Origin of the sequence: Pedococcus ginsenosidimutans, from assembly GCF_039544395.1 — a bacterium.
Lineage (GTDB): Bacteria > Actinomycetota > Actinomycetes > Actinomycetales > Dermatophilaceae > Pedococcus > Pedococcus ginsenosidimutans.
Window position 1 is genome coordinate 66620 of the sequence record NZ_BAABLO010000012.1, and the last position, 12960, is coordinate 79579.

Sequence of the window (12960 nt, forward strand, 5' to 3'; positions counted from 1 at the left end):
TGCAGAGACCTAGGTCCCGGACACGGCGGCCGGGTACGTGCACGACGGGGGAGCCGCTCTCGTCGTCGCGACACGCGGACACCACATGTGGTGCCGGGGTCCGCGTCGCGACCCGCATATGGTGTGCCGTGCTGGTCCGGACCCCGCGCAACGGGGTCCGGGGCAAGAGGGAACCCGGTGTGAGTCCGGGACTGCCCCGCAGCGGTATGCGGAAACGACCGCCGTCACACAGCACTGCACACCCCGGTGTGTGGGAAGCGACGGCCAGTAGGTGCCGTGGACGACCCCGAGCGAGAGCCCGGGGGCCGCCCACAGCGGGTCCGTGAGTCCGAAGACCTGCCAGCGACCGCGCACGCCGTGCGCGGTGAGTCGTGGCCTCGCGGGTGGGTCACACGGCTGGTGGTCGCTCGTCGTGCTCGGCGAGGGGCCCTGTCGTCCCCTCCTGCGTCCGCGGCACCGACCGCTCGCGAGGAGAGAGCAGGATGACCCAGACCCCCATGGTCGACACCCCGACCACACAACCCACCCCACCCCCGGCCCGCCGCACCATGGCCGTGCGCAAGCGCAACGGCGACAGCGAGCCCGTAGACGTGCTGAAGATCGTCCGGGCGGTGGAACGCTGGTGCGACGACCTCACCCAGGTCGACCCCACCGTGATCGCGACCCGCACCATCAGCGGGCTGTACGACGGCGCGACGACCGCGGAGCTCGACCGGCTGTCCATCCAGACCGCTGCGGAGATGACGGCGACGGAGCCGGAGTACTCCAGGCTGGCCGCCCGGCTGCTGTCCAACTACATCGACAAGGAGGTGCGCGGCCAGCAGATCGCGTCGTTCAGCCAGGCCGTCCGGCTCGGGCACCTCGAGGGCCTCATCGGTGACGAGACCGCCGCGTTCGTCGAGGCCAACGCCCGCAAGCTCGACCACGCGGTCGACGTGTCGAACGACCGGAGGTTCGAGTACTTCGGGCTGCGGACCGTCTACGACCGCTACCTGCTGCGCCACCCCGAGACGCGCAGAGTCATCGAGACCCCGCAGTACTTCCTGCTGCGCGTCGCCTGCGGACTGTCCCGCACCCCGCAGGAGGCGATCGCGTTCTACCGGCTGATGGCGTCGCTGGCCTACCTGCCCAGCTCGCCGACGCTCTTCAACTCCGGCACCCGGCACACCCAGATGTCGTCGTGCTACCTCGTCGACTCGCCGCAGGACCGGCTCGAGTCGATCTACGACCGCTACGCCCAGGTCGCCAAGCTGTCGAAGTTCGCCGGTGGCATCGGGATCTCGTGGTCCCGGGTGCGCTCCCGTGGCGCCCTGATCCGCGGCACCAACGGCCACTCCAACGGCATCGTCCCGTGGCTGCGCACCCTCGACTCGTCGGTCTCCGCGGTCAACCAGGGCGGTCGGCGCAAGGGTGCCGCCTGCGTCTACCTCGAGCCGTGGCACCCCGACATCGAGGAGTTCCTCGAGCTGCGGGACAACACCGGGGAGGACGCCCGCAGGACCCACAACCTCAACCTCGCCAACTGGGTCCCCGACGAGTTCATGCGGCGCGTCGAGGCGGACGAGCAGTGGAGCCTGATCGACCCCGACCAGGTGCCCGAGCTCCCCGACCTCTGGGGGCCGGCCTTCGAGGAGGCGTATGCCGCCGCCGAGCGCGACGGCCGCGTGGTGCGGACGGTTAGCGCCCGGGAGCTCTACGGCAGGATGATGCGCACCCTCGCCCAGACCGGGAACGGCTGGATGACCTTCAAGGACGCCAGCAACCGCACGTGCAACCAGACCAGTGACGAGCAGGGCCCGGACGCGCCCGTCGTCCACCTGTCGAACCTGTGCACCGAGATCATCGAGGTCTCCTCGGACACCGAGACCGCCGTCTGCAACCTCGGCTCGGTCAACCTGGCCCAGCACCTCACGGCCGAGCGCGGCGCCGTCGACTGGGAGAAGCTGCGCGCGACGGTCCGCACGGCGGTGACCTACCTCGACCGCGTCATCGACATCAACTACTACCCGAGCGAGGAGTCGGCCGCCTCCAACCCGCGGTGGCGGCCGGTGGGGCTGGGCGTGATGGGCCTGCAGGACGTGTTCTTCGCCCTGCGCCTGCCCTTCGACTCCGAGGACGCCCGTGAGCTGTCCACCCGCATCGCCGAGGAGGTCTACCTGTCCGCCCTCGAGCGGTCGACGGAGCTGGCCTCCGAGCACGGTTCGCACCCGGCGTACGAGCAGACCCGCGCTGCCGGCGGCACCCTCCAGCCGGACCTCTGGGGCGTGACCCCGACGCAGACGGAACGCTGGGCGTCGCTGCGAAAGGCCATCGAGGAGAACGGACTTCGCAACTCCCTGCTCATCGCGATCGCGCCGACCGCGACCATCGCCTCGATCGCCGGCGTCTACGAGTGCATCGAGCCCCAGGTCTCCAACCTGTTCAAGCGCGAGACACTGTCGGGGGAGTTCCTCCAGGTGAACACCGCACTCGTGCGGGAGCTCAAGGCGCGCGACCTGTGGACCCCCGAGGTCCGCGAGGCGATCAAGCGCAGCGAGGGCTCGGTCCAGGGCATCACCGCCATCCCCGAGGACGTCCGGCATCTGTTCCGCACGGCGTGGGAGCTGCCGCAGAAGGCGCTGATCGAGCTCGCGGCGGCGCGCCAGCCCTACATCGACCAGAGCCAGTCGCTCAACCTGTTCCTCGCCGCCCCGACGATCGGCAAGCTCAGCTCGATGTACCTCTACGCGTGGAAGGCCGGGCTCAAGACGACCTACTACCTGAGGTCGAGGCCCGCGACCCGGATCCAGCAGGCGACGATCAGCATCGGAGCCGCCGTGCCCACCAGCGCCGTACCCACCACCGCCGTACCCACCACCGCCGTACCCATTTCCGACGAGGCGGCCATCGCGTGCTCCCTCGAGAACCCCGAGACCTGCGAGGCCTGCGAATGACCACCACGACGACCGACCCGATGCTGCTCGACCCCGGGATGAACCTGACCCTGCGGCCGATGCGCTACCCGCACTTCTACGAGCGCTACCGCGACGCCATCAAGAACACCTGGACGGTGGAGGAGGTCGACCTGCACAGCGACCTCAAGGACCTGCAGCGACTCACGGCGGCCGAGCGGCACCTCGTCAGCCGGCTCGTGGCGTTCTTCGCGACCGGCGACACGATCGTGGCCAACAACCTGGTCCTCAACCTCTACCAGCACGTGAACTCCCCGGAGGGACGGCTGTACCTCAGCCGTCAGCTGTTCGAGGAGGCCGTGCACGTGCAGTTCTACCTGACCCTGCTCGACACCTACGTCCCCGACGAGAAGGAGCGGCACGAGGCCTTCGCCGCCGTCGACAACATCCCCTCGATCAAGGCCAAGGCCGACTTCTGCTTCGAGTGGATCGACTCGGTGTTCGACCTCGACCGGCTGGAGACCCGTGAGCACCGCAGGGCCTTCCTGCTCAACGTGATCTGCTTCGCCGCCTGCATCGAGGGGCTGTTCTTCTACGGCGCCTTCGCCTACGTCTACTTCCTGCGGTCCCGAGGGCTGCTCAACGGGCTCGCCAGTGGCACCAACTGGGTGTTCCGCGACGAGTCGATGCACATGGCGTTCGCGTTCGACGTGGTGCGGACGGTGCGCGAGGAGGAGCCCGACCTGTTCGACGACGCCCTCGCCGACCAGGTGCGTGCCATGGTGCGGGCTGCGGTGGACGCGGAGGCGCAGTTCGCGGAGGACCTGCTCGGCGGGGGAGTGGCGGGCCTGTCCACGGCCGACATGCGCACCTACCTCGAGAGCGTGGCCGACCGGCGGCTGGAGCAGCTGGGCCTGGAGCCCGAGTACGGCGCGAGCAACCCGCTGGCGTTCATGGAGTTGCAGGACGTGCAGGAGCTGTCCAACTTCTTCGAGCGCCGCGTCTCGGCCTACCAGGTGGGGGTGGGCGGCTCGGTCGGCTTCGACGAGGACTTCTGAGCCCGGGGGTCTTGCGCACCGGGGGTTACGCTCGCGGCATGAAGCCTGTGCGCGTGGCCCTCGGTGCGTTCCTCGTGCTCATCGGGGTGGTGTGGTTCCTCCAGGGCATCGACGTCCTGGGCGGGAGCGTGATGAGCGGGGTCACCCTGTGGGCCGTCCTCGGACCGGTGGTGGCCGTCGTGGGTGTCCTGGTGGCCCTCAGCGGCTTCAGGGGCCGGCGCCGGAACGGGCACCACCGCGCCTGAGGGAGGGACGAGGCGGAGGGCGCCGCTCGGGCGGCACCCTCCGCCGTCGACCAGGGCCGCTGCTACCCGGTGAAGCTGGTCTCCAGCGTGATCGGGACCGCGGCCAGCGCCTGGCTCACCGGGCAGCCGGCCTTGGCGGCCTGCGCGGCCTCCTCGAACTGCTCGGCGGTGATGCCGGGCACGGATCCCTTGACGGACAGGGCGATCCCGGTGATGCCGGTGCCAGGCTGGAACGTCACGTTCGCCGTCGTGTCGATCGTCGTCGGCGGTGTGCCTGCCTGGGCCAGCCCGTGCGAGAGGGCCATGGAGAAGCAGGTCGAGTGGGCCGCGGCGATGAGCTCCTCCGGGCTCGTCCTGCCGTTGGCGGTCTCGGCGCGCGAGGGCCACGTGACGGCATAGGTGCCGATGCCCGAGGACTCCAGGGTCACCTCCCCGGAGCCTTCCATGAGGGATCCCTCCCAGTGGGCGGAGGCGGTGCGGGTCGTGGCCATGTCTTCTCCTGCGGGTCGGTGGTGCCGGTTGGGTATTCGGGACGTCGGGGTCAGAAGGTGGTGTAGCCGCCGTCCGCGACGAGCACGGAGCCGGTGACGAACGACGAGGCGTCGCTGGCGAGGAAGACCACGGCCGGGGCAAGCTCCTCCACGGTGCCGTAGCGCTGCATCGGTGCGTCCTCGATCCAGTGCTGCCGGAAGGCGGGGTCGTCGACGGGGGACATGTCGGTCTTGATGTAGCCGGGGGCGAGGGCGTTGACGCGCACGCCGTACGGAGCCCACTCCGCAGCGAGGCTGCGGGTCAGGTGGTGCACGGCCGCCTTGGAGGCGTTGTAGGCCGGCTGCCACTGGGGCCGGTTGACGATGAAGCCCGACATCGACCCGATGTTGACGATGGTGCCGGTGCCCTGCTCGACGAAGTGCCGCCCGAAGACCTGCGAGCAGGTCCACACCGCGTCGAGGTTGACGTCCATGACGGAGCGCCAGTCCTCCGGGGTGACGTCGAGCGCGGGCGCGTGGACGCAGGCACCGGCGTTGTTGACGAGGACGTCCACCCTGCCGAAGCGGTCCAGGGTCGTGGCGAGCACGCGTTCGACGTCCGCCGGCACCGTCACGTCTGCCTGCACGAACTCCGCGCGGATGTCGTTGTCGCGCAACGACTTCAATACACCTTCGGCGGCGTCCTCGTCGCGACCGACCAGCACGACCGACGCACCGGCGTCTCCCAGGGCTGCCGCGAAGCCGGCGCCGAGGCCGCGCGTGCCGCCCGTGACGACGGCGACCCTGCCGGACAGGGAGAAGCGCTCCAGTGCACCCATGGAGCCAATGTATGGCGTCCGCGCGCTGGAGGGGAGGTCGAGCGGGCGTCAGCCGGCGAGCTCGCTGGAGCCGTGCCGTCGCCACTGCCGGGCGACGCTCTGTCCCCAGTCCCTGGCCCGGTCGAGCTCACCCTCCGACAGCGGGCCCTCGCGGCCCTGCACGTGGAAGGTCTCCGGGGAGCAGACGGGGCGCATCCCGAGCTGGCGCAGCCGCCGGGCGACCGCGTGGGCCGCGGAGCCGGGTAGGCGTGGGCGGGCGACCTTGGTGTCGAAGGTGGCGAGGGCCACCGGCGTCGTGGGCGCGGAGAGGGCCTCGGTCCACTCGCGCAGGCCCCGGCGACCGGAGAGCACCGGCCGGGCCGCGCTCCGGGCGGCGTCCTCGCGGGTGCTGGCACGCGACATGCCGAAGGCGTGGGTGGGTCCACCCACGACGAGGAGCTCGATGTCGGGCAACGTGTCGGGGGCGACCCCGACCTCGCAGACGATGGCGTCGACGTGGTCACGAAGACCCTCGGCGATGGCTTGCGCGACCCGCTCGGTGTTGCCGTACATGGACTCGTAGACGACCAGTGCTGTGCCCATGCCTCCATGCTGCTGGTCGCCACGGCGGGGCGCCCGGGCCGAACGTCCCCCGCCGTGGCGACCCGGCGGTGCCGTCAGCCTGCGAGCAGCTGCTCGAACGGCACCGGGTCGGCGAGCTCCCCGTCGAGGCGGCCCGGCGCCCTGCGGGAGGGCCCGGCACCGGCGACGAGGTCGGCCAGCTCGCGGGCGGCGACGCCGGTGCGGGCGGCGAGGCCGTGGTCGAGACCACCGGCCCCCCAGTCCTCGGAGGCGGCGAACACCGCCGTGGGGACCGTCACCGCCTTGAGGTGCGCGAACAGCGGACGCATGGCGTGCTCGAGCACGAGGGAGTGCCGGGCGGTGCCGGCCGTTGCGGCCAGGAGCACCGGGGTGCCCTTGAGCGAGCCCTCGTCGAGGATGTCGACGAAGGTCTTGAACAGGCCGCTGTAGGAGGCCTGGTAGACGGGCGTCGCGACGATGACGGCATCGGCCGCGCGCACGGCCTCGACGGCCTCGGCGAGGTCGCCCGAGGCGAAGCCGGTGAGCATGGCGTCGGCGAGCGCGTGGACGTGCAGCCGCAGGTCGACGAACTCCACCTGCGTGTCCTCGCCGCGCTCGAGCAGGGCGTCCGCCGTGCTCGTGGCCAGGCGCTCGGCCAGCAGCCTGGTCGAGGACGGCTGGCCGACCCCTGCCTGGACGACGACGAGGCGACGCGGGGTGCGCTCCGTGCTGGTGGGCGTGCTCATCGGGCGACCTCCTCGGTCTGCTGGGTGTGGGCCGCGGCGAGGCGACCGGCGTGGGTGGGGGCGTCGGGGACGTGGGCGGGCTTGCGGGCGGCGGCGATCTTCCGCAGCTCGGGGACGACCTCACCACCGAGGATGTCGAGCTGCTCCAGCACGGTCTTCAGTGGAAGGCCGGCGTGGTCGACGAGGAAGAGCTGTCGCTGGTAGTCGCCGACGTGGTCGGCCATCGCGGCGTAGCGCTCGATGACCTGCTGGGGCGACCCGACGGTGAGCGGCGTCTCCCGGCTGAAGTCCTCCAGGCTCAGGCCGTGCCCGTAGACCGGCGCCTCGTTGAAGTAGGGCCGGAACTCGCGCACCGCGTCCTGGCTGTTGGCCCGCATGAACACCTGGCCCCCGAGGCCGACGATGGCCTGGTCGGCGGAGCCGTGGCCGTAGTGCTCGAACCGGCGGCGGTACAGCGCGACCATCTGCTTGGTGTGGCTCATCGGCCAGAAGATGTTGTTGTGGAAGAACCCGTCGCCGTAGTAGGCGGCCTGCTCCGCGATCTCGGGGCTGCGGATCGAGCCGTGCCAGACGAACGGTGCGATCCCGTCGAGGGGTCGCGGGGTCGCGGTGAAGGACTGCAGCGGCGTGCGGAACTTCCCCTCCCAGGTGACCACGTCCTCGGTCCAGAGACGGCGCAGGAGGGCGTAGTTCTCGACCGCGAGGGCGATGCCGTCGCGGATGTCCTTGCCGAACCACGGGTAGACGGGGCCGGTGTTGCCGCGGCCGAGCATGAGGTCCATCCGGCCGTCGGTGAGGTGCTGGAGGGTGGCGTAGTCCTCGGCGATCCGCACCGGGTCGGTGGTGGTGATCAGGGTGGTCGAGGTCGACAGGAGGATGTGCTCGGTCTGGGCCGCGATGTAGGCCATGGTCGTCGTGGGGGCGGACGCGACGAACGGCGGGTTGTGGTGCTGCCCGACGGCGACGACGTCGAGGCCGACCTCGTCGGCCTTCTTCGCGATCTCGACGGTGGCCTTGATGCGCTCGTGCTCGGTGGGGGTGGTGCGGGTGGTCGGGTCGGTGGTGACGTCGCCGACGGTGAAGATCCCGAACTGCATCTGTCTCGCGCTCCTCGGTTGGTTAGTTGCAAATTCAACTACATCAACGGTGGGCCTGTCACCTTCATTCCACCGGGGAGGGCTCCCGGTCAGCTCGGCGAGGACTCCAGCCCGGTGCAGGCGTTCGCCTGCTTCCACAGCCCCATGAGGCGCGAGCTGTCCGCGGTGGACGGCCGGCGGGGTATGCCGTCGGCGCCGATGAGCATGGGCGTCCAGCTCGCGCGCCGCACGAGGCTGTGGCCGTCGTCGGCGCGCGCCTTGGCGCGGCGCACGTCCAGGGACAGGGTGAGCACGCCCGAGCGCGAGTCCGGCTCGTGGCTGCGCCACCAGACGAAGTTGCCGAGCCCGTACGCGACATAGGAGCGACCCAGCCACCCCGCACCGTTCACCCGGTGCGAGTGGCCGCCGACGATGATGTCGGCCCCGGCCTCGGCCAGGGCCTGCGCGGTCTCCGCCGAGAGGTTGTCGGGGCACTTCTGGTAGTCCAGCCCCCAGTGCAGGAACACGACGACGACGTCGTACTTGCGGTGCGCTGCCGCGACCGCCTGCCGCAGGCGGGTGACCGGGGCGGCGCTGGCGATACCACCCTTCCCGGGCCCCGCGGAGTACCTCGCCAGGGTCATCTCGAACACCTCGGAGGCACCGAAGACGGCCACCTTCAGGCCCTTGGCCGACAGGACGGCAGGCGCATACGCCTCGGCCTCGTCCGCGCCGATGCCCACCACGGGGATGGGGCTGGTGCGCTTGGCGGCCAGGGTGTCCTGCAGCCCGACCGGGCCGTAGTCGACGCCGTGGTTGTTGGCCATGCTCACGGCGTCCACGCCGGCGTTCTGCACCGTCACCAGGGCCGAGGCAGGCGCCCGGAAGTGGAACTCCTTGCCGATCTTGGTGCCCCGCTCGGTGATCGCGGTCTCGAGGTTGACCACGGACAGGTCGGCGGCGCCCAGCGTGGAGCGCAGCCCGGCCAGCCCCTGCGGGTCACGGGCCAGCGGCGCCAGGTAGTCCTCGAAGTGCACGTCGCCGGCGAACGCCATGGTCAGCACGTCGGGGTCGCTCGGCCGCGCGGTCGTCGTGGCGCTCGAGGTCGCGGGTGCGCCGGCCGTCGTCGACGTCGGGGTGGCAGGTGTCGACGGGCTCGCTGCAGAGCTGCTCGGGGTGCCCGCCGGGGCCTGCGACGTGGAGGTGGCGGGGGCCGCAGCACCGCCCGAGCAGGCAGCAGTGAGCGTGACGGCGAGGCCGGCCGCGGCGAGGGGGGCGAGAGCGCGCATGGGGCCGGAGTCTAGGTCGCCCTAGGATCGCGGTCGTGGAGGCGGCCGCATCGGGACACGTCCGGTTCGGGTCCCTCGTGGCCACCGAGCCCGTGGAGGTGCGCCACGACCTCAGCGGCATCGCGTCGGGCTTCTGGGCGGTCGTCGCGGAGTTCGAGGGCCCGCTCACGGCCGTGCGGCTCGACCGCGTCACCCGCGACGCCCCGCCACCACCGGTCGCGCCCTGGGCCCCGCTGGAGGGGGAGTGGGCCACGAGCCTGGACCACGCGGAGTACGTGGCCGGGGTGGAGGAGGTGCGCCGCCGCATCGCCGACGGCACCGTCTACCAGGTCAACCTCTGCCGGGTGCTCTCGCACGCCCTGCCGGAGGACGCCGACCTCGACGGGCTCGCCGCCCTGCTCGCCAGGGGCAACCCGGCGCCGCACGCGGGCCGCGTGCACCTGCCGTCCGCCGGCCTGGACGTGGTCTGCGCCAGCCCCGAGGCGTTCCTGCTGCGGGACGGCGACCGGGTGGAGTCACGGCCCATCAAGGGCACGGCGACGGCGCTGGGCGCGATGCTGCCCAAGGACTACGCCGAGAACGTCATGATCGTCGACCTGGTCCGCAACGACCTGTCCCACGTGAGCCGCCCGGGCACCGTGCGCGTTGACCATCTCTGCGCCCCGGAGCAGCACCCGGGCATGGTCCACCTGGTCTCCTCGGTCTCGTCGCGGCTGCGCGCCGGGGCCGGCTGGGGCGAGGTGATGGCGGCGACGTTCCCACCCGGGTCCGTCTCCGGGGCGCCCAAGCACACCGCCCTGCAGGCCATCGCCGACCTCGAGCCCGTGGCCCGTGGGCCGTACTGCGGCGCGGTGGGCTGGCTCGATGCCGACCGCGGCACCGCCGAGCTGGCCGTTGGCATCCGCACGTTCTGGGCCGACCGGGACGAGGACGGCAGCAGGTGGCTGCGGTTCGGGACCGGCGCCGGCATCACCTGGGGGTCGGACCCGGAGGGGGAGTGGGAGGAGACACGGGTGAAGGCGGCGCGGCTCGTCGGGCTCGCATCTGGGAAGGTGGACCCATGACAGATGTCAGGGTCTGGGTCAACGGCCGGCTCACCGCGGTGGACGAGCCGGCCATCGCCGCGCTCGACCACGGGGTCACCGTCGGCGACGGGGCGTTCGAGACGGCGAAGGTCGACCGGGGGCAGGTCTTCGCGGCCACGCGCCACGCCCGGCGCCTCGACCGCACGCTCGCGGGTCTCGGGTTGCCGCCGGCCGACCACGACCTCATCGCCGGGGGCACCAAGGCGGTCCTCGAAGCAGGCGAGCCCATCGAGTTCGGGCGGCTGCGCTACTCCGTCACCGGTGGTGCCGGCCCGCTCGGCTCGGACCGCGACGACAGCCCGCTGACCTACATCGTCACCGCCGGACCCCAGCCGCGGCCCCCGGCCAGCGCCAAGGTCGCCGTGACGCCGTGGACCCGCAACGAGCGTTCCGCGGTGGCCGGCCTCAAGACCACGTCGTACGCCGAGAACGTCGTCGCCCTCGCGTACGCCAAGGAGCGCGGGGCGATCGAGGCGGTGTTCGCCAACACGCGTGGAGAGCTGTGCGAGTGCACCGGCTCCAACATCTTCGTCGTCGTCGAGGGCATCATCCGCACCCCGCCGCTGGACTCCGGGTGCCTGGCCGGCATCACGCGCGAGGTGACCATCGAGTGGTGCCGCGAGGACGGCCTCGAGGTCCGCGAGGAGGCGCTGCCGCTCGAGGTGCTGCAGCAGGCGGACGAGGTCTTCATCACGAGCAGCACCAAGGACGTGCTGCCGATCCACGCCGTCGACGACCGCGAGCTGCGGGTCGGGCCGGTGACCCGGAGAGCCGCCGACGTGTTCGCGCGGCTGTGCGTCGAGAGGCTCGACCCGTGAGCGAGCAGCGGGGCTCGGTCTCGACCGACGACGACCGGAAGGACCGGGGCGAGAAGGACTGGGAGTGGCGCCGCCGCATCCGCTCCAACCCGCACAGCCACCGCATGTACAAGTGGGTCGTCGGGATCGTCGGCGGCCTCGTCACCATCGCCGGGCTGATCGCCGTCCCGGCCCCGGGACCCGGGTGGCTGATCGTCTTCCTCGGCATCGGCATCCTCGCGTCGGAGTTCGAGCGCGCGCAGCGGGTGCTGGACTGGGGACGGGCTCGGCTGGACGACTGGAACGACTGGCTGCGCCCCAAGCCCTGGTGGGTCAAGGGGCTGGTCGGGCTCGCGACGGCGGTGCTCGTGGCCCTCGTGTTCTACGGGCTGTTCCTCCTGTCCGGGGTGCCGACCTTCTTCCCGGACGTCGTCGAGGACTGGCTGACGGGGCTCCCCGGCCTCTGACGCGCCCTGTCCGCCACCCGATTTCGCCCATCGCACCGGGTCCGGCTATTCTTCGGCAGGCCCGCAAGGGCACCTGGACGTGTAGCTCAGTTGGTTAGAGCGTTCGCTTCACACGCGAGAGGCCATGGGTTCGAGTCCCTTCACGTCCACCACCACGCCGGTGCGCCGCCACGGCCACCACGCAGCCAGAGCCCCCTCCCGGCACGCCGCGAGGGGGCTCCGCCGTTTCCGGACAGCAGCACCCATACCCGACCGCTCACCGCAAAGCCGTCGACCCATCCGACGCGCGGGAGTAGCCTGCAGCCCCAGACCTCCCGCACCACCGGTCGGCCGCGCCCAGCGTCCGACCTCCTCGAAGGGAGTGGTCACGTCCCACCAGGGTGAGCAGGTCAGGGACCGCACGAGGGGCGACCCGGCGGACCATTCTGCGCGCACCGCGAGGCCCAGCCACGACGGCTACCGCCACGAGGCCTTCCTCTGGTCGGGGGACGAGCAGTTCGTCGCGGGCACCGAGTCCTTCGTCCGGGACGGCCTCGACGCCGGGCAGGCCGTGATGGTCGCGGTGACGCGCAGCCGCACCGAGCTGCTCCGCGACGCCCTGGGCTCCGACGCCCGCCGGGTGGAGTTCGTCGACATGGAGCAGCTCGGCGCCAACCCTGCACGGATCATCCCCGCGTGGCAGGCCTTCACCGAGGACCGCGCCGTGGACGGACGCCCCGTGCGCGGGGTCGGCGAGCCGATCTGGGCGGGCCGGCGCGCGGTGGAGCTGGCCGAGTGCCAGCTGCACGAGGCGCTCCTCAACATGGCCGTCCACCCCGACACCCCGCTGTGGCTCGTCTGCCCCTACGACGTGGAGGGCCTGCCCGCGGACGTCATCGAGGAGGCGCACCGCTCGCACCCGGTCGTCGTCGACATCGAGGCGCACCGGGGGAGCACGGCGTACGGGGGCGCCCACCACGTGGGAGCGATGTTCGAGGAGGACCTGCCCTGGATGGACGTGGTCGTGGCCCACCGGTCGTTCGCCGACGGCGACTACGCCGCGGTGCGCCGTGACGTGGCCGCCCACGCGTCGTCGGCGGGGCTCGACGCCGACCGCTGCGACGACCTCGTCCTGGCCGTCCACGAGGTCGCGGTCAACAGCGTCAAGTACGGGAGCGGGACCGGGGAGCTGCGGATCTGGCAGCAGGACGCCGCCCTGGTGTGCGAGGTCCGCGGCCGCGGGCGGATCGCCGACCCGATGACGGGCCGGCGCCGTCCCGCCGAGGAGGTGGCGCGGGGACGCGGGCTGTGGATCGCCAACCAGCTGTGCGACCTCGTCCAGGTGAGGTCGGGGCCTGCGGGGACGACCGTCCGCATCCACACCTGGCTCTGAGCCGCTCCCGGTCCGCGGCACCGGTCCACGGCAACGATCCAGGGCGATGATCCACGGCGACGGG

The 12960-nt window shown here is 71.7% G+C and carries 13 protein-coding genes, 1 tRNA gene and 1 riboswitch; of the genes, 8 read left to right on the forward strand and 6 right to left on the reverse strand.

The genetic code is table 11. The features are described 5' to 3' along the window. Positions 1-115 precede the first annotated feature (115 nt). A riboswitch (cobalamin riboswitch) is annotated at positions 116-359 on the forward strand. A 123-nt stretch (positions 360-482) separates the two neighbouring features. From ABEA42_RS14895 to ABEA42_RS14905, 3 genes are read left to right on the forward strand one after another with little or no spacing between them, the layout of a single operon-like run. Beyond that, positions 483-2933 carry a ribonucleoside-diphosphate reductase subunit alpha gene (locus ABEA42_RS14895; RefSeq protein ID WP_345504562.1) on the forward strand — a complete coding sequence of 817 codons (2451 nt, stop codon included), beginning with the start codon at positions 483-485 and terminating at the stop codon, positions 2931-2933. Further along, positions 2930-3949, forward strand: coding sequence for a ribonucleotide-diphosphate reductase subunit beta (locus ABEA42_RS14900; RefSeq protein ID WP_345504564.1), 1020 nt, complete (start codon positions 2930-2932; stop codon positions 3947-3949). Before ABEA42_RS14895 ends, ABEA42_RS14900 begins: the two co-directional genes overlap by 4 nt. Before the next feature lie 38 nt (positions 3950-3987). Then, positions 3988-4194 (forward strand): hypothetical protein, encoded by a 207-nt coding sequence (locus ABEA42_RS14905; RefSeq protein WP_345504566.1) that lies wholly within the window; start codon positions 3988-3990, stop codon positions 4192-4194. A 62-nt stretch (positions 4195-4256) separates the two neighbouring features. On the opposite strand, the gene ABEA42_RS14910 is transcribed toward ABEA42_RS14905, so the two are convergent. The 6 genes from ABEA42_RS14910 to ABEA42_RS14935 all read right to left on the reverse strand — a co-directional run bounded on the left by ABEA42_RS14910 (position 4257) and on the right by ABEA42_RS14935 (position 9175). Further along, positions 4257-4685, reverse strand: coding sequence for an OsmC family protein (locus ABEA42_RS14910; RefSeq protein ID WP_345504568.1), 429 nt, complete (start codon positions 4683-4685; stop codon positions 4257-4259). A 50-nt stretch (positions 4686-4735) separates the two neighbouring features. Next, positions 4736-5503 (reverse strand): SDR family NAD(P)-dependent oxidoreductase, encoded by a 768-nt coding sequence (locus ABEA42_RS14915; RefSeq protein WP_345504569.1) that lies wholly within the window; start codon positions 5501-5503, stop codon positions 4736-4738. 48 nt (positions 5504-5551) lie between these two features. Continuing rightward, positions 5552-6085, reverse strand: coding sequence for a flavodoxin family protein (locus ABEA42_RS14920; RefSeq protein ID WP_345504570.1), 534 nt, complete (start codon positions 6083-6085; stop codon positions 5552-5554). Between the two features lie 74 nt (positions 6086-6159). Then, entirely contained in the window at positions 6160-6810 is a 651-nt protein-coding gene (locus ABEA42_RS14925; protein WP_345504572.1) for a CE1759 family FMN reductase, read from the reverse strand. Further along, positions 6807-7907 carry an LLM class flavin-dependent oxidoreductase gene (locus ABEA42_RS14930; protein ID WP_345504574.1) on the reverse strand — a complete coding sequence of 367 codons (1101 nt, stop codon included), beginning with the start codon at positions 7905-7907 and terminating at the stop codon, positions 6807-6809. Before ABEA42_RS14930 ends, ABEA42_RS14925 begins: the two co-directional genes overlap by 4 nt. Positions 7908-7996: 89 nt before the next feature. Further along, positions 7997-9175 carry a CapA family protein gene (locus ABEA42_RS14935; protein ID WP_345504577.1) on the reverse strand — a complete coding sequence of 393 codons (1179 nt, stop codon included), beginning with the start codon at positions 9173-9175 and terminating at the stop codon, positions 7997-7999. 35 nt (positions 9176-9210) lie between these two features. On the opposite strand from ABEA42_RS14935, the gene ABEA42_RS14940 reads away from it, so the two are divergent. The 5 genes from ABEA42_RS14940 (at position 9211) to ABEA42_RS14960 (ending at position 12896) form a co-directional block, all read left to right on the forward strand. Continuing rightward, complete coding sequence (locus tag ABEA42_RS14940; RefSeq protein ID WP_345504580.1) at positions 9211-10239, forward strand: chorismate-binding protein; 1029 nt, start codon at positions 9211-9213, stop codon at positions 10237-10239. Further along, on the forward strand, positions 10236-11078 hold the full coding sequence (locus tag ABEA42_RS14945; RefSeq protein WP_345504581.1) for an aminotransferase class IV: 843 nt from the start codon (positions 10236-10238) through the stop codon (positions 11076-11078). The genes ABEA42_RS14940 and ABEA42_RS14945 overlap by 4 nt, the downstream gene beginning before the upstream one ends. Beyond that, the gene (locus ABEA42_RS14950) at positions 11075-11524 is read left to right on the forward strand and encodes a TIGR02611 family protein (RefSeq protein WP_345504583.1); all 450 of its coding nucleotides are present in this window, start codon (positions 11075-11077) and stop codon (positions 11522-11524) included. Before ABEA42_RS14945 ends, ABEA42_RS14950 begins: the two co-directional genes overlap by 4 nt. Positions 11525-11599: 75 nt before the next feature. Beyond that, positions 11600-11676 (forward strand) — tRNA-Val (locus tag ABEA42_RS14955). Positions 11677-11885: 209 nt separating this feature from the next. Continuing rightward, positions 11886-12896 carry a sensor histidine kinase gene (locus tag ABEA42_RS14960; protein WP_345504585.1) on the forward strand — a complete coding sequence of 337 codons (1011 nt, stop codon included), beginning with the start codon at positions 11886-11888 and terminating at the stop codon, positions 12894-12896. Positions 12897-12960 lie beyond the last annotated feature (64 nt).